The following is a 20003-nucleotide window of genomic DNA, read 5'->3' as shown; positions in this document are numbered from 1 at the left end:
TGCGTCGAGCTATCCTAGATTCAATCCCATGACCCCCTCGATCACCGACCTCACCGATCGCGCGCGGGACGTGTTCCGGCTGGTGGTCGAAGCCTATCTGGAGACGGGCGCGCCGGTCGGATCGAAGACGATCTCGCTGCTGCCGGGGCTCAACCTCTCGCCTGCCTCGATCCGCAATGTCATGCAGGACCTGGAGGAAGCGGGGCTGCTCGCCGCGCCGCATACCTCCGCCGGGCGGATGCCGACCGAATCGGGCCTTCGCCTGTTCGTCGACGGCATGATGCACGCCGTCGCGCCCACGCCCGAGGAGCGCGCCGCGATCGAATCGCGCGCGTCGAACACCGGCCCGATCGAGGAAGCGATCGCCGCCACCACCGCCGCGCTTTCCGGCCTGTCCTCCTGCGCCGGCCTGGTGCTGGTGCCGAAGCGCGAGCCGGTGCTGCGCCAGTTCGGCTTCGCGCCGCTCGGCCAGGGCCGAGTGCTCGCGGTGCTGGTCGGCGAGGACGGATCGGTCGAGAACCGCGTCGTCGACCTGCCGCCGGGCATGACGTCCTCCGCGCTCGAATCGGCCTCCAACTACCTGAGCGCCGCGCTCGCCGGCCGCACCCTCACCGAGGCGCGGCGCCTGATCACGCGCGAGATCGCGGAGGAGCGCGCCCGGCTCGACCGCTTCACCCGCGCGCTGGTCGAGCGCGGCCTCGCCGTGTGGAGCGAGGACCCCGGCCATCGCCCCGTGCTGATCGTGCGCGGCCAGGCCAACCTGATCGATCCGGCGGCCGCCGCCGACCTCGACCGGGTGCGCGGCTTGCTCGACGAGCTCGAGGGCAAGGAGGAGATCGCCCGCCTGCTCGACAGCGCGCGCGAGGCCGATGCCGCGCGCATCTTCATCGGATCGGAGAACAAGCTGTTTGCCCTGTCGGGCTCGTCGGTGATCGCCCAGCCGGTTCGCGCGTTGGACGGTCAGGTGGTCGGCGTGGTCGGCGTGATCGGCCCGACGCGGTTGAACTATGCGCGCGTCGTGCCCATGGTGGATTTCACGGCGGCGACACTGGCGCGCCTGCTCGGTTGAATTTTTGAAAACGGACGCAATGAACGACGAGACCAAGAACCAGTCCCCGCCGAACGGGGAAGAATTGACCGCGGAAACCGTGGACCTGCGCGAGGAAACCGCGGAGGCCGCTCCGGAGGTCGCCGATCACGATCAGGTCGCCAAGCTCGCCGAGGAACTGGCGGAGGCGAAGGCGGCGGTGCTCTATGCGCGCGCCGATGCGCAGAACTCGCTGCGCCGCGCGGAGAAGGAGCTGCAGGACGCGCGCGCCTATGCAGTCACGGCGTTCGCCCGCGACCTGCTGTCGGTCGCCGACAACCTCGCGCGCGGCCTGGCGGCGATTCCCGCCGAGCTGCGCGAGGACGAGAAGCTCAAGGGCCTGGTCACCGGCATCGAGGCGACCGGGCGCGAGCTCGACAACGTCTTCGCCCGCCACGGCATCGCCAAGATCACCGCGATGGGCGAGAAGCTCGACCCCAATCGCCACCAGGCGATGCTCGAGATCCCGAGCGCGGACGCCGAGCCCGGCACGATCGTGCAGGAGATGCAGGCCGGCTATATGCTCAAGGACCGCCTGCTCCGCCCGGCGCTGGTGGGCGTGGCCAAGGCGGCGGATTGATCAAATTAGTCGTCATGCCGGACTTGTTCCGGCATCCACGGTGCCGCAAGCTCAGACATTGGCGATAGGTGGACCCCGGCCCAAGGCCGGGGTGACGCCGAACTTGTGGCGCGCATCGCGTACAATCTCTATCTCGAAGCCATGTCCCGCTTCGAGCATGTCCCGCACCGCCGCGCGATCATCGACCGTCGCGCCATCGCCGATGCGCTCGCCGCGCTGGAGGCAAAGGACACCGCCGCACTCCGCCGCGCCGCCACCGATCGCCTGAAGCAGGCGCTCGACGCCGGCCGCGCCGAGATCGCGCGGCGCTTCGCCGAACACCCCTCGCGCGGACTGGAAGCGGCGGCGGCGGGCGCTTTCCTGATCGACCAGATCCTGCGGCTGCTGTGGGACTTCACCGTCCAGCGGCTCTACCGCAACACCAATCCCACCGCCGCCGAGCGGATGACGCTGATCGCGGTCGGCGGCTACGGTCGCGGCGAGATGGCGCCGCATTCGGACGTCGACATCGGCTTCCTCACGCCGTGGAAGCAGACCGGCTGGTGCGAGCAGGTCATCGAATCGATGCTCTATTCGCTGTGGGACATGGGGCTGAAGGTCGGCCATTCCTCGCGCTCGCTCGACGAGATGGTGCGCGAGGCGAAGAAGGACGTGACGATCCGCACCGCGCTGGTCGAGGCACGCTACGTCTGGGGCGACACCGACCTCTACGAAGAGGCGGCGCGCCGCTTCAAGGCGGAGGTCGAGGCCGGCACCGCGCGCACCTTCATCGCCCAGAAGCTCGCCGAGCGCGACGAGCGCCATCGCAAGATGGGCGACAGCCGCTACGTCGTCGAGCCCAACGTCAAGGAGGGGAAGGGCGGCCTGCGCGACCTCCACACGCTCTTCTGGATCGGTAAGTACATCCACAACGTCGGGAGTGCCGCCGAACTGGTCGACAAGGGCCTGCTCACCCGCGCCGAATACCGCCAGTTCCATCGCGCCGAGAATTTCCTGTGGGCGGTGCGCTGCCACCTTCACCTGATCGCCGGCCGCGCCGAGGACCGGCTGACCTTCGACCTCCAGCGCGAGATTGCCGAGCGGATGCGCTATTCCGACCGGCCGGGGAAGCCGAAGGTCGAACGCTTCATGCAGTTCTATTTCCTGCAGGCGAAGGTGGTCGGCGACCTGACCGGCGTGTTCCTGGCGCATCTCGACGAGCAGTTCGCCGCGCGCGGCCGCCGCTTCTTCAACCTGCCGACGATCCGCCGCCGCCCGCGCAAATTGAAGGGCTTCGTCCTCGACCGCGGCCGGCTCGCGCTGCCGCGCGACACGTTCTTCGTCGAGGACCCGGTGCGCCTGATCGAGATGTTCGCGCTCGCCGAGCAGCACGGCCTCGAAATCCACCCGCTCGCCATGCGGGCGGCCGCGCGTGACGCCAAGCTGGTCGACGACGTCCGCAACGATCCGCGCGCCAATGCCCTGTTCCTCGACCTGCTGACGTCGAAGCAGAGTCCCGACATGGTGCTGCGCTGGATGAACGAGGCCGGTGTGTTCGGCCGCTTCGTGCCCGATTTCGGCCGCGTGGTCGCGCAGATGCAGTTCGACATGTACCACCACTACACCGTCGACGAGCACACCATCCGGGCGATCGGCCTGCTGGCCGCGATCGAGCGCGGCGATTCCAAGGACGACCACCCGCTCTCGACCGGCCTGTTCCCGCAGATCGTGGCGCGGCGCGCGCTCTACGTCGCGGTGCTGCTCCACGATATCGCCAAGGGGCGCGGCGGCGACCATTCGATCTTGGGGGCCGAGGTCGCCGAGCGACTCGGCCCGCGCTTCGGCCTTACGCCTGCGGAGACGGAGACGGTGGCGTGGCTGGTCCGCTATCACCTGCTCATGTCGGCGACCGCGTTCAAGCGCGACCTTTCCGACTTCAAGACCATCCTCGACTTCGCCGAGCAGGTGCAGAGCCCGCAGCGACTGATGATGCTGCTGGTGCTGACCATCGTCGACATCCGCGCGGTCGGCCCCGGCATCTGGAACGGCTGGAAGCGCCAGCTCCTCCACAATCTCTACGAGAGCGCCGAGGAGGTGCTGCGCCTCGGCCACAAGCAGCGCGGCCGCGGCGAGCGCATCGCCGCCAAGCAGGCCGATCTTGCGGCGGCGCTCGACTGGGATGGCGGACGGATGGCCGAGTTCGTCCGCCGCTTGCCCGAAAGCTATTGGGTGGCGGAGCCGCTCGAGGTGCTGGAGGCCAATGCCCGTCTCGTCGAGCGCGCCGGCGGCGAGCAGCTGTTCATCGACGCGCGTCCCGATGCCGATCAGGGCGCGACATTGGTGACGGTCTATGCCGCCGACCACCCCGGCCTGTTCTACCGCATCGCCGGCGCGATCCACGCCGCCGGCGGGAACATCATCGACGCGCGCATCCACACCACCCGCGACGGCATGGCCCTCGACAACTTCCTCGTCCAGGATCCCTTAGGCCGCCCCTTCGACGACGCTGGCCAGCTCGGCCGGATCAAGACCGCGATCACCGAGGCGCTCGCCAACCGCTTCAAGCTCAGCGACCGGCTCAAGGCCAAGCCGCTGCCGCGCCCGCGCGCCGACGCCTTCCCGATCGAGGCGAACGTGCTGATCGACAACAACGCCTCGAACCGCTTCACCGTGATCGAGGTCAACGCCCGCGACCGGCCGGCGCTGCTCCACCATCTCGCGCATGCCTTGTTCCAGTCGCGCGTGACGATCCGCTCGGCGCACGTCGCCACCTATGGCGAACGGGCGGTCGATACCTTCTATGTCACCGACCTCATCGGCGATAAGATCACCGCCGCCGGCCGCATCAAGGCGATCGAGAAGCGGCTGCTGGCGGCGGCCGAGGGCGACGGAGCGCTCGATATCGCCGCCTGACAGGGGAGAGAGACGATGCCCGTGCTCGGAATCGGTGGCTTCTTCTGGCGCGCCCGCGATCCGGATGGCCTCGCCACCTGGTACAAGGAGCATCTCGGCGTCGGCGCCGGCTGTGCCGCCGACGAGGCGGGCGAGCCCAGCGAATGGGCTTGGCAGGTGCAGGGCGGCCCGGTGGTGTTCCAGCCGTTCGGCGCGGCGACCGACTATTTCGCGGCGGACAAGCAGTTCATGCTGAACCTGCGCGTGCGCGACCTCGAGGGGATGCTCGAACAGCTCAACGCCGCCGGGATCGAGATCGTCACAAAGGACGAATGGGACTCGCCCGAGACCGGCAAGTTCGCCCGCATCCACGATCCCGAAGGCAATGCGATCGAGCTGTGGGAGCCGCCGGCCTCCTGATCCTTCCAAATCGGCCGCGGCATCCCACCTGAGGCGAGCGGCCGCCGTCCGGCGGTCCTTCCAGGTGGAGACAGGACATGGAATTCCGTCAACTCGGCCGCTCGGGCCTCAAGGTGCCCGTGCTCAGCTTCGGCACCGGCACGTTCAACCGCGACCATCAGTTCTTCAACACCTGGGGGCACACCGACGTTGCCGAGGCGACCCGGCTGGTCGACATCTGCCTGGAGGCGGGCGTCAACTTTTTCGACACCGCCGACATCTATTCGGCGGGCACTTCCGAGGAGATCCTGGGCGAGGCGCTCTAAGGCAAGCGCGACAAGGCGCTGATCTCGACCAAGGCGACTTTTCGCACCGGCGATGGCCCGAACGACGTCGGCTCCTCGCGCTACCACCTGATCCGCGCGTGCGAGGCGAGTCTCAGGCGGCTCGGCACCGATCATATCGACCTCTATTTCATGCACGGCTTCGACGCGATCGCGCCGGTCGACGAGACCTTGCGCGCGCTCGACGACCTCATCACCAGTGGCAAGATCGGCTATATCGGCGCCTCCAATTTCTCCGGTTGGCATCTGATGAAGTCGCTGGCGACGTCGGAGCGCTACGGCCTCGCGCGCTACGTCGCCTACCAGGGCTATTACTCGCTGATTGGCCGCGACTACGAATGGGAGCTGATGCCGCTCGGGCTGGACCAAGGCGTCGGCCTGATGGTGTGGAGCCCGCTCGGCTGGGGCCGCCTCACCGGCAAGATCCGCCGCGGGCAGGACCAGAGTGGCCGCATCGCCTCGGGCGGCGCGGTCGGCGGCCCGCCGGTCGACGACGAGTATCTCTATACGGTGGTCGAGGTGCTGGAGGCGATCGCCGGCGAGACCGGCAAGACCGTCCCCCAGGTCGCGCTCAACTGGCTGCTGAGCCGACCGACGGTGGCCAACATCGTGATCGGCGCGCGCAACGAGGAGCAGCTCAAGGCCAATCTCGGCGCGGTCGGCTGGTCGCTCACTACAGAGCAGATCGAGCGCCTCGACGACGCCAGCCGCCGCACGCCCGCCTATCCCTACTGGCACCAGATGGACTTCGACGCCCGCAACCCCAAGCCGACGCGGTGGTAGGGGGCCCGACGGATATCAGGTCGCACGCCGAAGCGGTCGTCGCGATGCGACGGCCGCGACCAGCAGCATCGGAACAGCCGGGTTGAAGATCTGGATCGCGATAAGGACGGTCTCGCTGATCCCGCCGGCCAGATACGCCTTGAGCGAAAGCATGAGCACGGCGTGGATCAGGATGCCGCCAAGGAGAGTCGCGGCCACGGCCAGCCCTCCGAGGTCCGGTCGGCGCAGCGCGATCCGGAAAGTCCAGATCGATAGCGGCAGGAACAGAAGGACTGCGGTAACGAGGCCCGGATTGTAGCTGCCGCTCGCTATCGCCGGCCCCAGATGCGCGACAGCGTTGACGGCCGGCACGCTCAGATAGCTCAATGCGATCGCCGGCCAGCGGCGCCCGAGCAAGGCGGAGATCGGGCCGGCCAGCCAGACCACCGGAATATTCACCGCGGCAATGAAGGCGTCCGGGATCGGGCAATGTGTCGCGTCCGCGAAGCCGAATGTGGCGCAAAGCGTGCTACGGAAGGCATAAGGCATGCCTCGCGCATCGATGCCATGCTCCTCGAACTGATGAAGCAGGTAGGCCGCGGTGGCCGCCCAGGCGAGCCAGCTCATGTCCCTGGTCCGCGGCTCTGCGCGGTCGCCGCGTAGATCGCCGAACAGCAGGGCGGCGAGCAGCGCCGCGGCGACGCCAAGCCCTAACCAAGGCCAAAGATGGGAAAGCGAAGACATGAGGCTACGGCCCGGCGTCAACGGGATGGACGGCCGAGCTCACCCCTACCGCTTCTGCCACACCCGCACGTAATCCACCTCCATCCGCGCCGGAAAGGCGGCCGGATCGATCCCTTGGTCCGCACCCCAGCCACCGACCGCGACATTGAGGATCAGATACTGCGGCTTGTCGAACGGCCAGGTCGCAGAGTCGCCCTTATGGTCGTTGTCGAAGCGCATGTAGGCGCGCCCGTCGACGCCGATCAGGATGCGGTCGGCGGTCCAGTCGAGTTGATAGGTGTGGAAGGCGGTGCACGCGTCCGGCACCTGCGCCTCGGCGGTCTTCTGCGTCTTGGCGACGTGGTTGTAGGCCTTGGTATGCACCGATCCGTGGATCGTTCCCGGCGTCTGGCCGACATGCTCCATGATGTCGATCTCGCCGAGCCTGGGCCACCCGGCGCCTGCGTCCGACCCTAGCGTCCAGATCGCCGGCCAGTTGCCCTTGCCGCAGGCGAGCTTCGCGCGGACCTCGAAGAAGCCGTAGGTCCAGTCGGCGACGCCCTGCGTGAACAGCTTGGCCGAGCTGTAGTCCTGCCCGCCATAGTCGGCCGCCTTGTCGACCCGCTCCTTGCGCGTCTCGATCACGAGATGGCCGTCCTCGACCCGCGCATTCTCGCGCCGGCCGGCCGCATAATATTGCAGCTCGTTGTTCCACCAGCCCTCGCGGTTGCGCGAAGTGTCGTAGCGCCATTTGGCGGGATCGGGCAGGCCGGGTGTGTCGAACTCGTCGGCCCACACCTGGACATAGTCCTTCGGCACCGCGATTCGCTCGTCGGTCGCCGCGGGGGCAGGGGGTGTGGCGATCGTCTGGGCGGCGGCGCCCGCGGGCGGCAGCATCGTCAGCGCCGCCGCGAGCCGCCACCGCAGCCGCATCACTTCGGCGCCAGCACCATCAGCATCTGGCGGCCTTCCATGCGCGGATAGCTCTCGACCTTCGCATCCTCGGCGGTATCGTCCTGGACGCGCTTCAACAGGTTCATGCCGAGCTGCCCGTGCGAAAGCTCGCGACCGCGGAAGCGCAGGGTGACCTTCACCTTGTCGCCCTCGCCGATGAACTTGTGGATCGCCTTCATCTTCGTATCATAGTCGTGATCGTCGATGTTCGGACGCATCTTGATCTCCTTGATCTCCTGCGTCTTCTGCGACTTGCGCGCGGCATTGGCCTTTTTCTGGGCCTCGTATTTGTACTTGCCGACATCGAGGAACTTGGCGACCGGCGGATCGGCGTTCGGCGACACCTCGACCAGGTCGAGGCCGAGCTCCTGCGCCTGCTCGATCGCTTCGCGCGTGTACATTACACCCAGGTTCTCGCCCTCGTGGTCGATCACGCGGACCTTGGGCGACTGGATGAATTCGTTGAACCGGGGGCCGTTCATCGGCGGCGCCTGCAAAGGCCGGCGCATCATGGGAGGACGGATAGGTATTGCTCCTGCATTAGTTTCCAGACCCGTAAATATAGTCGCGGACGACGGCTTTTGAAAGCCGCTCAGCCACGACCCGCATGCTTCATGTGGATGAGCGGATAGGGACGGCCCAGCGGGCCGGTCTCCGGACGCCGGAGGTGGGCGAATCTCGGGGTCTTTCCGACTTGGATTGAAGCGCCGTTCGTCCCGAGCGAAGTCGAGGGACATTTTACGTGACGGACTGTCCCTCGACTTCGCTCGGGATGAACGGTCAAGAATGGCGATTCAACCAAGTCGGAAAGACTCCAGCTCAACCTTCATCGGGCGAGGTCCGGCGCCTTCGCCTCCGCGACCAGCGCCGCGACGATGTCGTCGAGCTTGACCACTTCCTGCCGCTCACTGCCCAGCCGGCGGACGGCGATGGTGCCTTCCTCCGCCTCGCGCTTGCCGACGACGAGCAGCGCCGGGACCTTCGCCACCGAATGCTCGCGCACCTTGTAGTTGATCTTCTCGTTGCGCAGGTCGGTCTCGACGCGGATGCCCGCCGCCGCCAGCTTCGCCGCGACCTCGCGGGCATAGTCGTCGGCGTCGGACACGATTGTCGCCACCACCGCCTGCACCGGCGCCAGCCACAGCGGGAAGCGGCCGGCATGATGCTCGATCAGGATGCCGATGAAACGCTCGAAGCTGCCTAGGATCGCGCGGTGGAGCATGATCGGGCGATGCCGCTCGCCGTCCTCGCCGACGTAGCTCGCGTCGAGCCGCTCGGGCAGCACCGTGTCGGTCTGGATCGTTCCGACCTGCCACGTCCGCCCGATCGCGTCGGTCAGGTGGAACTCGAGCTTGGGCGCGTAGAAGGCGCCTTCGCCCGGCAGCTCCTCCCAGCCGAATTGCTCGGTATTGCGCCCGGTCGCCGCCACCGCGTCGCGCAGCGACTGCTCGGACCAGTCCCACATCTCCTCGCTGCCGAACCGCTTGTCCGGGCGCAGCGCCAGCTTGATCGCATAATTCTCGAAGCCGAGATCCTTGTAGACCGTGTCGAGCAGGTCGATGAACTTCGCCACCTCTTCGACCAGCTGGTCCTCGCGCACGAAGATATGGGCGTCGTCCTGCGTGAACTGGCGCACGCGCATGATGCCGTGGAGCGCGCCGTGCGGCTCGTTGCGATGGCAGCAGCCGAACTCGGCCATGCGGATCGGCAGGTCGCGGTAGCTCTTGATGCCCTGGCGGAAGATGAGGACGTGCGCCGGGCAGTTCATCGGCTTCAGTGCCATCAGGTCGGCGGTGCCGCTGAAGATCGCCGCGTCGTCCTCGGTGTTCGGGATCTCGTCGGGCACCACGAACATGTTCTCGCGATACTTGCCCCAGTGGCCCGACTGCTCCCACTGGCGCGCGTCCATCAGCTGCGGCGTCTTGACCTCGGCATAGCCGCCCGCGTCGAGCCGGCGGCGCATGTAGGCCTCCAGCTCGCGCCAGATGATGTAGCCGTTGGGGTGCCAGAACACGCTGCCCTGTGCTTCCGACTGGAGGTGGAACAGGTCCATCTCCTGCCCGATCTTGCGGTGGTCGCGCTTGGCCGCCTCCTCCAGCATATGGAGGTGCGCGTCGAGCTGCTTCTTGTTGAGCCAGCCGGTGCCGTAGATGCGCGAGAGCATCGCGTTCTTCTGGTCGCCGCGCCAATAGGCGCCCGACACGCGCGTCAGCTTGAACGCTTGCGGATCGAGCTTCCCCGTCGAGGCGAGGTGCGGCCCCCGGCACATGTCGAGCCAGTCGCCGCCCGACCAATAGACCGTCAGTTCCTCGTCGTCGGGCAGCTCGGCGGCCCATTCGGCCTTGAACGTCTCGCCCTGCTGCTTCCACCGCTCGATCAGCTGCTCGCGCGTCCACACCTCGCGGCGGAGCGGCTTGTCGGCGGCGATGATCCTGCGCATCTCCGCCTCGATCGCGGGCAGGTCTTCCTCGGTGAAGGGCCGTTCTTTCGGCGCAAAGTCGTAGTAGAAGCCATCGTCCGTCGCCGGGCCGAAGGTGATCTGCGTGCCCGGGAACAGGCTCTGCACTGCCTCGGCCAGCACATGCGCATAGTCGTGCCGCGCGAGCTCCAGCGCATCCTTCTCGTCGCGGCTGGTGACCAGCGCGAGCTGGGCGTCATGGTCGAGCGGGCGCGTGATGTCGCGAAGCTCGCCGTCGACCCGCGCCGCGATCGCCGCCTTGGCGAGGCCGAGGCCGATCGCCGCGGCGATGTCCGCCGGCGTGGTGCCGCGCGCGACTTCGCGCACCGAGCCGTCGGGAAGCGTGATCTGGAGCGTGTCGTTCATCATGTCGTCCTGCGAATCCGGCGTGCCTAATGCACTGGCGAGCGCCCGGAGTGAAGCGGCAGGAACGAGAGGATGGGCGCCGGCTCCTCCCGTTCCCCGGGCGGAGCCTTCGGCCCGTCGGTCAGCGCTGCGTGCCCGAGCCGAAGTCCCCCCGGAGAGCCGGGGTGGTGCTAGTCTCGGTCAGGGCGAGCGGGCGCTGCATGGGACTGATATAGCGGCGCCCCTCAGGCTTCGCCAGCAGTCCTGTTCTCGAGCTGCCAGCCGATGCTCCTCCACAGCTGGTCGGTATGCCCGACGATCGCCTCCAGCATCGCCTTTGCCTCGGGGGTCGAGGCGTCGAGCTTGCCGAACCCGGCAATGGTCTCGCGCCGCAACCGGTCAGCATTCTCGACGGCGTTGGGATCGGTCGACAGCAGCGACAGCCACGCGCCTTCCACCGCAACGCGCAAGGCGACGATCTGCGCATGGAGTTCGGCGATTTCATTCATGGCGGCATTCCTTTCGTTCGCTTGGCCCCGTCACGTCTGGGCCAGCGCGAGTCAAGCACGGGAGAGCGTCATAAGGCCGGCTTGTCGCACTGTCCGAAGCTTCGATTTCCTTCCGCGCGCAATCGCTGCCACATCTGCGGCAATAGAGGAGAGGCAGCATGACCGAAGGTAACGAGGTGATCCTGCGGCGCTGGTCGGCGCGCATCCGCACCGCCGACGAGCGGGCCTATGCCGACTATATCCTCGCGACCGGGCTCGACGACTATCGCGCGACGCCAGGCAACCTTGGTTACCAGATGCTGTTCCGCGCGCTCGGCGACGGGACGAGCGAGGTGACGACATTGAGCTGGTGGACCTCGCTGGCGGCGATCGAGGCGTTTGCCGGGGCGGACCCGACGTTGGCGCGCTACTATCCCGAGGACGACCGTTTCCTGCTCGACCGTCCCGAGCGCGTCGAGCATCACCGCGTGGCGGCGGGATCTGACGTGGTGACGCTGGCGGGCGGATGATAAGCAGCACTACCTGCCGACTCGACGGAGCCATGCCATGCCGGACACGCCCCCGCGGGCCAACGTCACCGCGATCATCCCGTGCAACGATCTCGACGCTGCGGAGGCGTGGTGGAACCGCCTCGGCTTCAGCCGCCCGGCGGATCAGGGCTATGACGACTATCGGATGCTCTCGGACGGCGAAGGCGGCGAGGTGCATCTCAACCAGGCGGTCGAGGGCTGGCTGGTGCCCGGCCGCAATCCCTTCGGCGTCTACCTCTACACCCCGCGCGTCGACGCGATCGCCGTGGCGATGCGCGACGCGATCATCGAACGCGAGAAGCGGCCAACCCGCAAGGAATGGGGGATGTACGAGTTCGCCCTCAACGGCCCCGACGATCTATTGGTCCGGATCGGCTGGCCGAGCGAGCTGATCGCAGCTAGGCCACCCCGAACGGCACCACCATGTTGAGCGCCGCATGGCCGATGCTGGCGCGCCCCAGATAGGGCACGCCCATTTCCTTGCACCAGCGCTCCATCATCTGCTCCAGCGTCTCGCCGAACTCGACTTCGGTGTCGCCGTCGGGCACGTCGGTCACCGCGCCGAGCCGCACCCCGGCGATGCCGCGCAACTGCGTGGCGTTGGCCATCTGGAACAGCATCCGGTCGATCCGGTAATAGGATTCCGATACCTCCTCGAGATAGAGGATATGGTCGGTGAGGTCCGGCACCCACGGCGTCCCCAGCATCGCCGTCAGGATCGCGAGGTTGAATGCCGCCGCCGGCCGCCCGTCGAGCGTCGGCTCCAGTACCTTGCGATCGCGATCGACCAGCCAACCGAGCGCCCGCCCCACCGGCACCCCGCCGCTCGCCTCGCTGACGTTGGAGGCCATCGGCCCATGCACCGGCTTGCCGATCCGTCGAGCGTAGAGTGCACCCAGCATGAAGCCCATGTCGGAAAAGCCCATGTAGCTCTTCTCGCGCGCCGCCGGCCCGAGCTGCGGCATCACCGCCTCGAGAATTCGGTTGGAGCCATAGCCGCCGCGCGCGAACCAGATCGCGTCGACGTCGGGATCGTTGGCGTATCTGAGGAAGGTCTCGGCCCTGAGCGCGTCCGGCCCGGCGAAATGCCCCTCCACCACGAAGCATTGCGGATCGAACACCAGCTCGACCTGTGGATAGTAGAGCGCCGCGAATGCCGACACGCGCGCGGCCCCGGCCTGGCTGATCGACCGTGCGGGGGCGCAGACCGCGATGCGCATTCAGGTCACCTTCCGTTCGACACCAATGCGGCAAGCCTCCCTTGCCCTTGACCGGCGGGACGGATAGCCCGCGCTGATGCTTTCCGGCAAATCCTTCTTCTTCGTCGGCGTCGGCGGCTCGGGCATGATGCCGCTGGCGATGATCCTCGCAGGCCGCGGCGCCCGCGTCGCGGGATCGGACCGCAGCCTAGACCAGGGCCGAGTCCCCGCCAAGTTCGATGCCTTGCGCACGCTCGGGGTCGAGCTGTTCCCGCAGGACGGCAGCGGCATCGTCTCGCCCGATCAGACCGTGGTCGCCTCGGCCGCGGTGGAGGCGACCGTGCCCGACATCGTCGCGGCCGAACGGGTCGCCGCCCCGCGCATGAGCCGCGCCGAGCTGCTCGCCGGCCTGTTCAACCAGGCGGCGCTCCCGATCGGCGTCGCCGGCACCAGCGGCAAGTCGACCGTCACCGGCATGATCGGCTGGATCCTCCACGCCGCCGGCCGCGATCCCACGGTGATGAACGGCGCGGTGATGAAGAACTTCGCCTCGCCGGATGCGCCCTTCGCCAGCGCGCTGGTGGGGCAGGGCGACGCCTTCGTCAGCGAGGTCGACGAGAGCGACGGCTCGATCGCGCTCTACCAGCCCAGGATCGCGGTACTCAACAACGTCAGCCTCGATCACAAGTCCTTGGACGAATTGAACGACCTGTTTGCCGCCTTCATCGCCAAGGCGGAGGTCGCGGTGATCAACACCGGCAACGCCGAGGCCGCGCGCCTCGCCATGACCTTACCGCGCAACCGCCTAATCACGGTGGCGGTGGAGCAACCGGCCGACCTCACCGCCGGCGACATCGCGGAGGAGCCGTTCGCGATCGCCTTCGACCTCACCGAAGGGGGCGAGACGGTGCGCGTCCGCCTGGCTGTCCCCGGTCGCCACAACGTCGCCAACGCGCTTGCCGCGATCGGCGGCGCGCGGGCAGCAGGCATTCCACTTGCCCATGCGGCACAAGCGATCGCCGGCTTCACGGGCCTGCGCCGTCGCTTCGAGCTGGTCGGCGCGGGCGGCGGCGTCGCGGTGATCGATGACTTCGGTCACAACCCCGACAAGATCGCCGCGACGCTGGCGACGCTCCACGCCTTCCCCGGCCGGTTGCTCCTGCTGTTCCAGCCGCACGGCTTCGGCCCGCTCAAGGTGATGCGGCGCGAGCTGGTCGAGACCTTCGTCACCGGCCTCGCCGCCGAGGACGTGCTGGTGCTGCCCGACCCGGTCTACATGGGCGGCACCGTCACCCGCGAGGTGACCAGCGCCGACATCGTCACCGACGTCGCCGCTTCGGGCCGCCATGCCCTCCACATTCCGGATCGCGCCGCCGCCGCCGCGCATCTGGTCGCCGAGGCGCGGCCCGGCGACCGTATCGTCGTGATGGGCGCGCGCGACGATACGCTGAGCCTGCTCGCGGCGGACTTGGTCGAATCGCTCCGCGGCCGCGCCGATTGAGAGGGACTCGCGCCAGCTCTTGGTCTAATCTGTTCCGGCTGGATCAGGAGGCTCACATGCGATTCCCGATACTGCTTGTTGCCGCGCTGTCGATCCCTGGCGCGGCCGTCGCCCACCATGGCTGGAGCAGCTACGATGCCACCAAGGTGGTGAAGATCACCGCCCCGCTCGCCAATGTCTCCTGGGGCAACCCGCACGGCGGGGGCAAGGTGGCGTACCAAGGCAAGACCTGGGACGTAGTGCTTGCGCCGGTCGCTCGGATGGAAGCCCGCGGGCTTACCCGCGAGATGCTGGCGAACGGCAAGCCGGTGACGCTCGAAGGCTATCCGCGCAAGGACGGCACGCCGGAGATGCGGATCGAACGCGTCACCGTCGCCGGAAAGACGGTCGAGCTGCGCTAGTTGCTCGAGAATTTCGCCGCATCGATCGAGGCCAGCGCCTTCGGCATGGCCGCGCGGGAATCGGCGTGGCTCTATCCGGCCGCCAACCTCGTTCACCTCCTCGGTCTCGTCTGCCTGGTCGGCGGCATCGGCGTGGTCGATCTGAGGCTGGTCGGCGCTTTCCGCACGCTGCCGCTCGCCACCCTCTCGCGAGCGCTGACTCCGATCGCGATTGCCGGCCTCCTGATGCTGGCGGCGAGCGGTCCCGTCCTGTTCGCAGCGGACGCTACCGCCCTGATCCGATCCCCGCGCTTCCTGACCAAGCTCACGCTGATCGCCGTCGCGCTCGCCAACGCATTGGCCTTCCGCTTCTGGTGGCGAGCCGGGGAGACGCCGTCCTGGCCTCTGCGGATGCTGGCGGGCGCCTCGCTCCTCCTCTGGCTCACCGTCGCCGCCCTCGGCCGCCTGATCGCCTACGCGTAGGCGGATTAGAGCAGCTGCAGTGCTCCTGCGAAAGCAGGAGCCCAGGCCACAAACGTGCCCATGGTCAAGGCTCCTGCTTTCGTAGGGGCAGGATTCCAACTCGACCTCGTTTTGCTTTGACGTGCAAGCTTTTCAAATTGCAAAGTGTGCTTGACATAATTCGCGCCGGTGAGTAAAGCATCCTTGTCAGAAATTACAGGATGCTTGTCATGCGCTTCTCACCCGCCCAGAAACGGTACAATCGAACGATCCTGCTGCTGAGCAGCGCCTATGCGGTGCTGCTCGTCGGCGCCGTCTATCTCCTGTCGCGGCATCTCGTGTCCGGTCCGCTGGCCTATGTAATCGGCGTCCTGCCCGCGCTGCCGGTCACCGGATTCTTCCTCGCGATGGGACGTTACCTCTTCGACGAGAGCGACGAATATCTGCGCGTGCTGCAGGTGAGGCAGCTGCTGGTCGCGACCGGCGTGATGCTCGCGGCCTCGACGATCTGGGGCTTTCTGGAAGGGTTCGCGCTCGTGCCGCACGTCGTCGCCTATACTTGGCCGATTCTGTGGCTCGGCGGCCTGCTGCTCGGCGCCTGCGTCAACAGGCTGACGCTGCGAGGCCGCGAATGAGGAACCGCCTCAAGGTGCTCCGCGCCGAGTGCGACTGGAGCCAGCAGGATCTCGCCGACCGGCTCGGCGTCTCGCGCCAGAGCGTCAACGCGATCGAGACCGGGCGCTACGATCCCTCGCTGCCGCTCGCCTTCAAGATCGCCGACGTCTTCGGGCTCGCCATCGAAGCCATCTTCGTCAATCCCGCCAAGGAGACCGACCAATGACCCCCGCCGCCAAGGGGCGCCTGATCGCGGCGATCGCGCTGCCGTTCCTGCTGTTCAACGCCTTTCCCAACCACAGCGATTCCTTGCGCCGGGCAGTAGAGGCCCTCCTCGCCACAAAGTGAGTTGACGCTTTCCCGCCGCTCGGCTCCAACGAGCGGCAAGGGGGAATCGCGATGGACATGCAGCAGGGGACCGCGCCGCACAGCGCCTTCGAATTCCACGGCGACTGGCGCGAGTTCGCGCCGATCGCCTTCACCAACCTGCTGCTGACGATCGTCACGCTCGGCATCTACGCCTTCTGGGCGCGTACCCGCGAGCGGCGCTACCTGTGGAGCCGCACCCGCTTCATCGACGATCGGCTCGAATGGACCGGTACGGGACTGGAACTGTTCGTCGGCTATCTGATGGCGCTGCTGTTCTTCCTGGTTCCGTTCGCGCTGCTCAACCTGCTGCTGCAGGGCATGGTGTTGCGCGGCCACCCGGGCGCGGCGGGACTGCTGGTCTTCCTGCTCTATCTGCTGCTGCTCTATCTGGTCGGCGTCGCGATCTTCCGCGCCATCCGCTACCGGCTCAGCCGTACCTTCTGGCACGGTATCCGCGGCGGCAGCGATACGCAGGGGCTCGCCTATGGCTGGCAGCATCTCTGGCGCACGCTGCTCGGCTTCCTCGCATTCGGCCTGATGGTGCCATGGTCGATGACCAGCTTGTGGAACCGGCGCTGGCGCGAGATGAGCTTCGGCCCCTACCGCTTCGAGGCCAACGCCGACTGGAACCACATCATCGGCCGCTATCTGATCTTCTATCTGGTGCCGATCGCATTGTTCGTCGGCCTGTTCCTGATCGGCATGATGACGGCAATGACCGTCGGCTCCAGCCGGGAGCCGAGCGTGATGGCGATCGTGCTGGCGACCGTCTTCATCCTCGGCTTCTACGGCCTGCTCGGCGCGGTCGCGCTGTTCTTCTACTCGGCCTATTACCGCGAGGCGGTCGGCGCGCTGGAGCTGGGACCGCTCGCCTTCGACTTCACCGCGCGGACCAGGGACTGGATCCTCCTGTTCCTCGGCAATATTGGCCTCGTCTTGGTGACGTTCGGCGTCGGCATGCTGTTCGTGCCCTACCGCAACTGGAAGTTCTTCATCACCCACATCGAGGCCTATGGCGAGCTCCACCTCGACGAGCTGACGCAGTCGGAGACGCGCGCGCCGACCCAGGGCGAAGGGCTGCTCGATGCGTTCGACGTGGGTGCCTTCTGATGAAGGCAGGCGATGTCGGCGCCTTCTGACGCGGCGGCCGTCTGGCATTACGACGGCCTCAGCGCCATCCGGCGTGAGGCGCTGCTGGTGCCGGACGGGGCGAGCTTCACGCTGATCGAGGGCGAGGGCGCCGTCGGCCCCTTCGCCTTCGCCGACCTGGTCGGCCACGGCCGCATCGATGGCCGCCACCAATATGGACTGAAGGGCCGCCCCGGCTGGCGCATCGCCGTCGCCGAGCCGATCCCGTCCGCGGTGCTGGTGCGGCTGCCCGGCGAGCAGCGCTACGGCGGGATCGTCGACAGACTCGGCCTCGTCTACGGCACGCTGATCTTCGCCGGCATCGCGGCTCTGGCGCTGCTCGGCCTGTCCTTCGCTCCATCGGTCGCGGCGCGGCTGATGCCGCCAGTGATGGAGCGGCGGCTCGGCGACCTGATGGTCGGCGACTTCGGCGGCCGCACCTGCAAGGCACCCGCCGGCGCCGCCGCGCTCCAGGCGCTGACCGACCGGCTCGGCCCTGCGGTGGGCGATGCCGACATCCACGTGGTCAACGTACCGATCGTCAACGCGGTGACATTGCCCGGCGGCCATGTGCTGATCTTCCAGGGTCTGCTCCGGGATGCCAGGTCGCCCGACGAGGTCGCCGGCGTGATCGCGCATGAGCTCGGCCACGTCGCGCACCGTGACGTGCTGGCGTCGCTGATCCGCCAGCTCGGGCTCAGCGTGGTGCTGGGCGGCCTCGACGGCAACGTCGGCGGCTACACCAATGCGCTGCTCTCCGCCGGCTACAGTCGCAGCGCGGAGGCGAGCGCGGACGCCTTCGCGATCGATGCGCTGAGAGAGGCGCAGGTCTCCCCCCTCGGCACCGCCGCCTTCTTCGACCGGCTCGGCAAGGGGGAGGCGAAGCTCGGCACGTCGCTCCGCGTGCTCGGCTATCTCTCCAGTCATCCGCTGTCGAGCGACCGCCAGCGCCTGTTCCGCGCCAGCGCGAAGGGCGAAGGCTACCGCCCCGCGCTCGATGCGCAGCAATGGGCGGCGCTGCGCACCATCTGCACGGCCGATCCCGACGTCAGCAAGTCCGAGATGCGATTTTAGGCCCCAATTCCTCCCCGAGCTTGCTCGGGGAGGGGGACCAGCCGAAGGCTGGTGGAGGGGAAGAATCCTGCCGTTGCGCATTTCCCCTCCACCCCGCGATTTCATCGCGCGGTCCCCCTCCCCGAGCAAGCTCGGGGAGGATTGAGCTCACGAAATCGCTGTCCTACGTGGGCACAGCCATGACCGAACGCCAGCTCGCCCATCATCACACCCCCGGCGCCGGCCCGACGGTGATGTTCCTCCCGGGCTATGCCTCGGACATGAGCGGCACCAAGGCGCTGGCGATCGAGGACTGGGCACGTGCTAAGGGCCGGGCGTGCCTGCGCTTCGACTATTCCGGCTGCGGCGCCAGCCCGGGCGCGTTCGAGGACGGTACGCTCGACATCTGGCGCGACGACGTGCTGTGGCTGATCGACCATGTCCTCGAGGGGCCGGTGGTGCTGGTCGGCTCGTCGATGGGCGGGTGGATCATGCTGCTGGCGGCGCTCGCCCGGTCGGATCGCATCGCCGGCCTGGTTGGCATCGCCCCGGCGCCCGACTTCACCGACTGGGGCTTTACCCAGGAGCAGAAGATGACCCTGCTCGCCGAAGGCCGGCTGGAGCAACCCTCTCAATATGCGCCCGAGCCGACCGTCACCACCCGCGCCTTCTGGTCCTCGGGCGAGGCCAACCGGCTGATGCACGGGCCGATCGCCATCGACGCGCCGGTCCGCCTCGTCCACGGCCAGGCCGATCCCGACGTGCCCTGGACGCTGAGCCTCGACCTCATGCGCCTGATCCGTTCACCCGACGTGCAGGCGACCTTCGTCAAGGACGGCGACCACCGCCTCTCGCGCGAGAGCGACATCGCGCTGATCCTGCGTACGATCGAAGGCCTGCCATGATCCTGCTGCCGCTGCTGCTCCAGACGGTCGCGCCGGTCGAGACGCCCGAGGCGCGCTTCGACCGCTGCGTCGATCTCGCCACCGGCAGCGATCCGGGGCAAGGCGCAGCCGAGGCGTCGGCGTGGCGTCTGGCGGGCGGCGGCTTCCTTGCCCGCCAGTGCCTCGGCATGGCCTACGCGCGCTCGGGCAATTTCGCCGGTGCGGCAGGCGCCTTCTCCGAGGCGGCGCACGAGGCCGAGGTCGCGCACGACGCCCGCGCCGCCAATTATTGGGCGCAGGCGGGCAATGCGTGGCTGGCGGCCGGTGATCCGGTGAAGGCGCGCACGGCGCTCAACGCGGCGCTTTCCAGCGGTATGCTCACCGGCCTGCCGCTCGGTGAGGCGCAGCTCGACCGTGCCCGCGCCGCCGTCGCCTCGGGGAACCTCGCTGCCGCACGCGAGGACATCGACAAGGCGCTGGCGAGCGCCGCCGACGATCCGCTCGCCTGGCTGCTCTCGGCGACGCTGGCGCGGCGCATGGGCGATCTCGACCGCGCGCGGAAGGACATCGGCGAGGCGCTCAAGCGTTCGTCGGACGACGCCCAGGTCCAGCTCGAAGCAGGCAACATCGCCGCCGCCGCGGGCGACGAGACCGGTGCAAAGGCGGGCTGGCAGAAGGCGGCCGAGCTGGCGCCGGACAGTCCGGCAGCCACGGCGGCACGAAAGGCGCTGGAGCAGTTCGGCGCGAAATAACTCCGTCATCCCGGCGAAAGCCGGGATCTCGTGTCGCATTCCTGTCTCCGCCTGAGATCCCGGCTTTCGCCGGGATGACGGCGACATTATCTGACCTC

Annotated in this window: 22 protein-coding genes and 1 pseudogene; 17 read left to right on the top strand and 6 right to left on the bottom strand. The window is 67.9% G+C overall.

Features of this window, described 5'->3' with window-relative positions:
- Positions 1-28 precede the first annotated feature (28 nt).
- From hrcA to LZK98_RS18910, 5 genes and pseudogenes are all read left to right on the top strand, one after another.
- Complete coding sequence (gene hrcA / locus LZK98_RS18930; protein ID WP_233784061.1) at positions 29-1069, top strand: heat-inducible transcriptional repressor HrcA; 1041 nt, start codon at positions 29-31, stop codon at positions 1067-1069.
- Positions 1070-1088: 19 nt separating this feature from the next.
- On the top strand, positions 1089-1667 hold the full coding sequence (gene grpE, locus LZK98_RS18925; protein WP_233784060.1) for a nucleotide exchange factor GrpE: 579 nt from the start codon (positions 1089-1091) through the stop codon (positions 1665-1667).
- A gap of 141 nt (positions 1668-1808) precedes the next feature.
- The gene (locus LZK98_RS18920; RefSeq protein ID WP_233786639.1) at positions 1809-4559 is read left to right on the top strand and encodes a [protein-PII] uridylyltransferase; all 2751 of its coding nucleotides are present in this window, start codon (positions 1809-1811) and stop codon (positions 4557-4559) included.
- A 15-nt stretch (positions 4560-4574) separates the two neighbouring features.
- Entirely contained in the window at positions 4575-4958 is a 384-nt protein-coding gene (locus LZK98_RS18915) for a VOC family protein (RefSeq protein ID WP_233784059.1), read from the top strand.
- Positions 4959-5035: 77 nt separating this feature from the next.
- Positions 5036-6064, top strand: a pseudogene (locus tag LZK98_RS18910) (aldo/keto reductase).
- Between the two features lie 15 nt (positions 6065-6079).
- On the opposite strand, the gene LZK98_RS18905 reads toward LZK98_RS18910, so the two are convergent.
- The 5 genes from LZK98_RS18905 to LZK98_RS18885 form a co-directional block, all read right to left on the bottom strand.
- Complete coding sequence (locus tag LZK98_RS18905; RefSeq protein WP_233784058.1) at positions 6080-6670, bottom strand: HXXEE domain-containing protein; 591 nt, start codon at positions 6668-6670, stop codon at positions 6080-6082.
- A 162-nt stretch (positions 6671-6832) separates the two neighbouring features.
- A complete protein-coding gene (locus LZK98_RS18900; RefSeq protein WP_233784057.1) occupies positions 6833-7699 on the bottom strand; it encodes a glycoside hydrolase family 16 protein in 867 nt (288 codons plus the stop codon).
- On the bottom strand, positions 7699-8232 hold the full coding sequence (infC, locus tag LZK98_RS18895; protein ID WP_233784056.1) for a translation initiation factor IF-3: 534 nt from the start codon (positions 8230-8232) through the stop codon (positions 7699-7701). The genes LZK98_RS18900 and infC overlap by 1 nt, the downstream gene beginning before the upstream one ends.
- A 314-nt stretch (positions 8233-8546) precedes the next feature.
- Positions 8547-10544 carry a threonine--tRNA ligase gene (gene thrS / locus LZK98_RS18890; protein WP_233784055.1) on the bottom strand — a complete coding sequence of 666 codons (1998 nt, stop codon included), beginning with the start codon at positions 10542-10544 and terminating at the stop codon, positions 8547-8549.
- A gap of 224 nt (positions 10545-10768) precedes the next feature.
- The gene (locus LZK98_RS18885; protein WP_233784054.1) at positions 10769-11032 is read right to left on the bottom strand and encodes a hypothetical protein; all 264 of its coding nucleotides are present in this window, start codon (positions 11030-11032) and stop codon (positions 10769-10771) included.
- A gap of 158 nt (positions 11033-11190) precedes the next feature.
- Between LZK98_RS18885 and LZK98_RS18880 the strand changes: the two genes are divergently transcribed.
- Complete coding sequence (locus LZK98_RS18880) at positions 11191-11541, top strand: antibiotic biosynthesis monooxygenase (protein ID WP_233784053.1); 351 nt, start codon at positions 11191-11193, stop codon at positions 11539-11541.
- 37 nt (positions 11542-11578) lie between these two features.
- Positions 11579-11992, top strand: coding sequence for a VOC family protein (locus LZK98_RS18875; RefSeq protein ID WP_233784052.1), 414 nt, complete (start codon positions 11579-11581; stop codon positions 11990-11992).
- Here LZK98_RS18875 and LZK98_RS18870 read toward each other — a convergent pair.
- Complete coding sequence (locus LZK98_RS18870; protein WP_233784051.1) at positions 11961-12782, bottom strand: LD-carboxypeptidase; 822 nt, start codon at positions 12780-12782, stop codon at positions 11961-11963. The two genes, LZK98_RS18875 and LZK98_RS18870, sit on opposite strands and share 32 nt — an antisense overlap.
- A gap of 76 nt (positions 12783-12858) precedes the next feature.
- On the opposite strand from LZK98_RS18870, the gene LZK98_RS18865 reads away from it, so the two are divergent.
- The 10 genes from LZK98_RS18865 to LZK98_RS18825 all read left to right on the top strand — a co-directional run bounded on the left by LZK98_RS18865 (position 12859) and on the right by LZK98_RS18825 (position 19905).
- The gene (locus LZK98_RS18865) at positions 12859-14262 is read left to right on the top strand and encodes a glutamate ligase domain-containing protein (RefSeq protein WP_233784050.1); all 1404 of its coding nucleotides are present in this window, start codon (positions 12859-12861) and stop codon (positions 14260-14262) included.
- A gap of 56 nt (positions 14263-14318) precedes the next feature.
- Complete coding sequence (locus LZK98_RS18860) at positions 14319-14663, top strand: DUF6152 family protein (protein ID WP_233784049.1); 345 nt, start codon at positions 14319-14321, stop codon at positions 14661-14663.
- On the top strand, positions 14664-15125 hold the full coding sequence (locus LZK98_RS18855; protein ID WP_233784048.1) for a DUF6644 family protein: 462 nt from the start codon (positions 14664-14666) through the stop codon (positions 15123-15125).
- 209 nt (positions 15126-15334) lie between these two features.
- Positions 15335-15739: a hypothetical protein gene (locus LZK98_RS18850; RefSeq protein WP_233784047.1), complete on the top strand. Its 405-nt coding sequence runs from the start codon at positions 15335-15337 to the stop codon at positions 15737-15739.
- The gene (locus LZK98_RS18845; protein ID WP_233784046.1) at positions 15736-15945 is read left to right on the top strand and encodes a helix-turn-helix transcriptional regulator; all 210 of its coding nucleotides are present in this window, start codon (positions 15736-15738) and stop codon (positions 15943-15945) included. The genes LZK98_RS18850 and LZK98_RS18845 overlap by 4 nt, the downstream gene beginning before the upstream one ends.
- Positions 15942-16067, top strand: a complete 126-nt coding sequence (locus LZK98_RS20585; protein WP_264757859.1) for a hypothetical protein — start codon at positions 15942-15944, stop codon at positions 16065-16067. Before LZK98_RS18845 ends, LZK98_RS20585 begins: the two co-directional genes overlap by 4 nt.
- 51 nt (positions 16068-16118) lie before the next feature.
- The gene (locus LZK98_RS18840; protein ID WP_233784045.1) at positions 16119-17198 is read left to right on the top strand and encodes a YjgN family protein; all 1080 of its coding nucleotides are present in this window, start codon (positions 16119-16121) and stop codon (positions 17196-17198) included.
- A gap of 12 nt (positions 17199-17210) precedes the next feature.
- Positions 17211-18290 carry a M48 family metallopeptidase gene (locus tag LZK98_RS18835; protein ID WP_233784044.1) on the top strand — a complete coding sequence of 360 codons (1080 nt, stop codon included), beginning with the start codon at positions 17211-17213 and terminating at the stop codon, positions 18288-18290.
- Positions 18291-18469: 179 nt separating this feature from the next.
- Positions 18470-19174 (top strand): alpha/beta fold hydrolase, encoded by a 705-nt coding sequence (locus LZK98_RS18830; RefSeq protein ID WP_233784043.1) that lies wholly within the window; start codon positions 18470-18472, stop codon positions 19172-19174.
- Entirely contained in the window at positions 19171-19905 is a 735-nt protein-coding gene (locus LZK98_RS18825) for a tetratricopeptide repeat protein (protein ID WP_233784042.1), read from the top strand. Before LZK98_RS18830 ends, LZK98_RS18825 begins: the two co-directional genes overlap by 4 nt.
- Positions 19906-20003 lie beyond the last annotated feature (98 nt).

The sequence above is a fragment of the Sphingomonas cannabina genome (assembly GCF_021391395.1).
GTDB classification, from domain to species: domain Bacteria; phylum Pseudomonadota; class Alphaproteobacteria; order Sphingomonadales; family Sphingomonadaceae; genus Sphingomonas; species Sphingomonas cannabina.
Note: the sequence above shows the minus strand (reverse complement) of the source record. Positions and strands in the feature narration are given on the sequence as shown.

Excerpts from the sequence above, each read along its gene's own strand:
- hrcA (WP_233784061.1), top strand. The coding sequence starts at position 29 with ATGACCCCCTCGATCACCGACCTCACCGATCGCGCGCGGGACGTGTTC.
- grpE (WP_233784060.1), top strand. The coding sequence starts at position 1,089 with ATGAACGACGAGACCAAGAACCAGTCCCCGCCGAACGGGGAAGAATTG.
- LZK98_RS18920 (WP_233786639.1), top strand. The coding sequence starts at position 1,809 with ATGTCCCGCTTCGAGCATGTCCCGCACCGCCGCGCGATCATCGACCGT.
- LZK98_RS18915 (WP_233784059.1), top strand. The coding sequence starts at position 4,575 with ATGCCCGTGCTCGGAATCGGTGGCTTCTTCTGGCGCGCCCGCGATCCG.
- LZK98_RS18905 (WP_233784058.1), bottom strand. The coding sequence starts at position 6,670 with ATGAGCTGGCTCGCCTGGGCGGCCACCGCGGCCTACCTGCTTCATCAG.
- LZK98_RS18900 (WP_233784057.1), bottom strand. The coding sequence starts at position 7,699 with ATGCGGCTGCGGTGGCGGCTCGCGGCGGCGCTGACGATGCTGCCGCCC.
- infC (WP_233784056.1), bottom strand. The coding sequence starts at position 8,232 with ATGATGCGCCGGCCTTTGCAGGCGCCGCCGATGAACGGCCCCCGGTTC.
- thrS (WP_233784055.1), bottom strand. The coding sequence starts at position 10,544 with ATGAACGACACGCTCCAGATCACGCTTCCCGACGGCTCGGTGCGCGAA.
- LZK98_RS18885 (WP_233784054.1), bottom strand. The coding sequence starts at position 11,032 with ATGAATGAAATCGCCGAACTCCATGCGCAGATCGTCGCCTTGCGCGTT.
- LZK98_RS18880 (WP_233784053.1), top strand. The coding sequence starts at position 11,191 with ATGACCGAAGGTAACGAGGTGATCCTGCGGCGCTGGTCGGCGCGCATC.
- LZK98_RS18875 (WP_233784052.1), top strand. The coding sequence starts at position 11,579 with ATGCCGGACACGCCCCCGCGGGCCAACGTCACCGCGATCATCCCGTGC.
- LZK98_RS18870 (WP_233784051.1), bottom strand. The coding sequence starts at position 12,782 with ATGCGCATCGCGGTCTGCGCCCCCGCACGGTCGATCAGCCAGGCCGGG.
- LZK98_RS18865 (WP_233784050.1), top strand. The coding sequence starts at position 12,859 with ATGCTTTCCGGCAAATCCTTCTTCTTCGTCGGCGTCGGCGGCTCGGGC.
- LZK98_RS18860 (WP_233784049.1), top strand. The coding sequence starts at position 14,319 with ATGCGATTCCCGATACTGCTTGTTGCCGCGCTGTCGATCCCTGGCGCG.
- LZK98_RS18850 (WP_233784047.1), top strand. The coding sequence starts at position 15,335 with ATGCGCTTCTCACCCGCCCAGAAACGGTACAATCGAACGATCCTGCTG.
- LZK98_RS18845 (WP_233784046.1), top strand. The coding sequence starts at position 15,736 with ATGAGGAACCGCCTCAAGGTGCTCCGCGCCGAGTGCGACTGGAGCCAG.
- LZK98_RS20585 (WP_264757859.1), top strand. The coding sequence starts at position 15,942 with ATGACCCCCGCCGCCAAGGGGCGCCTGATCGCGGCGATCGCGCTGCCG.
- LZK98_RS18840 (WP_233784045.1), top strand. The coding sequence starts at position 16,119 with ATGGACATGCAGCAGGGGACCGCGCCGCACAGCGCCTTCGAATTCCAC.
- LZK98_RS18835 (WP_233784044.1), top strand. The coding sequence starts at position 17,211 with ATGTCGGCGCCTTCTGACGCGGCGGCCGTCTGGCATTACGACGGCCTC.
- LZK98_RS18830 (WP_233784043.1), top strand. The coding sequence starts at position 18,470 with ATGACCGAACGCCAGCTCGCCCATCATCACACCCCCGGCGCCGGCCCG.
- LZK98_RS18825 (WP_233784042.1), top strand. The coding sequence starts at position 19,171 with ATGATCCTGCTGCCGCTGCTGCTCCAGACGGTCGCGCCGGTCGAGACG.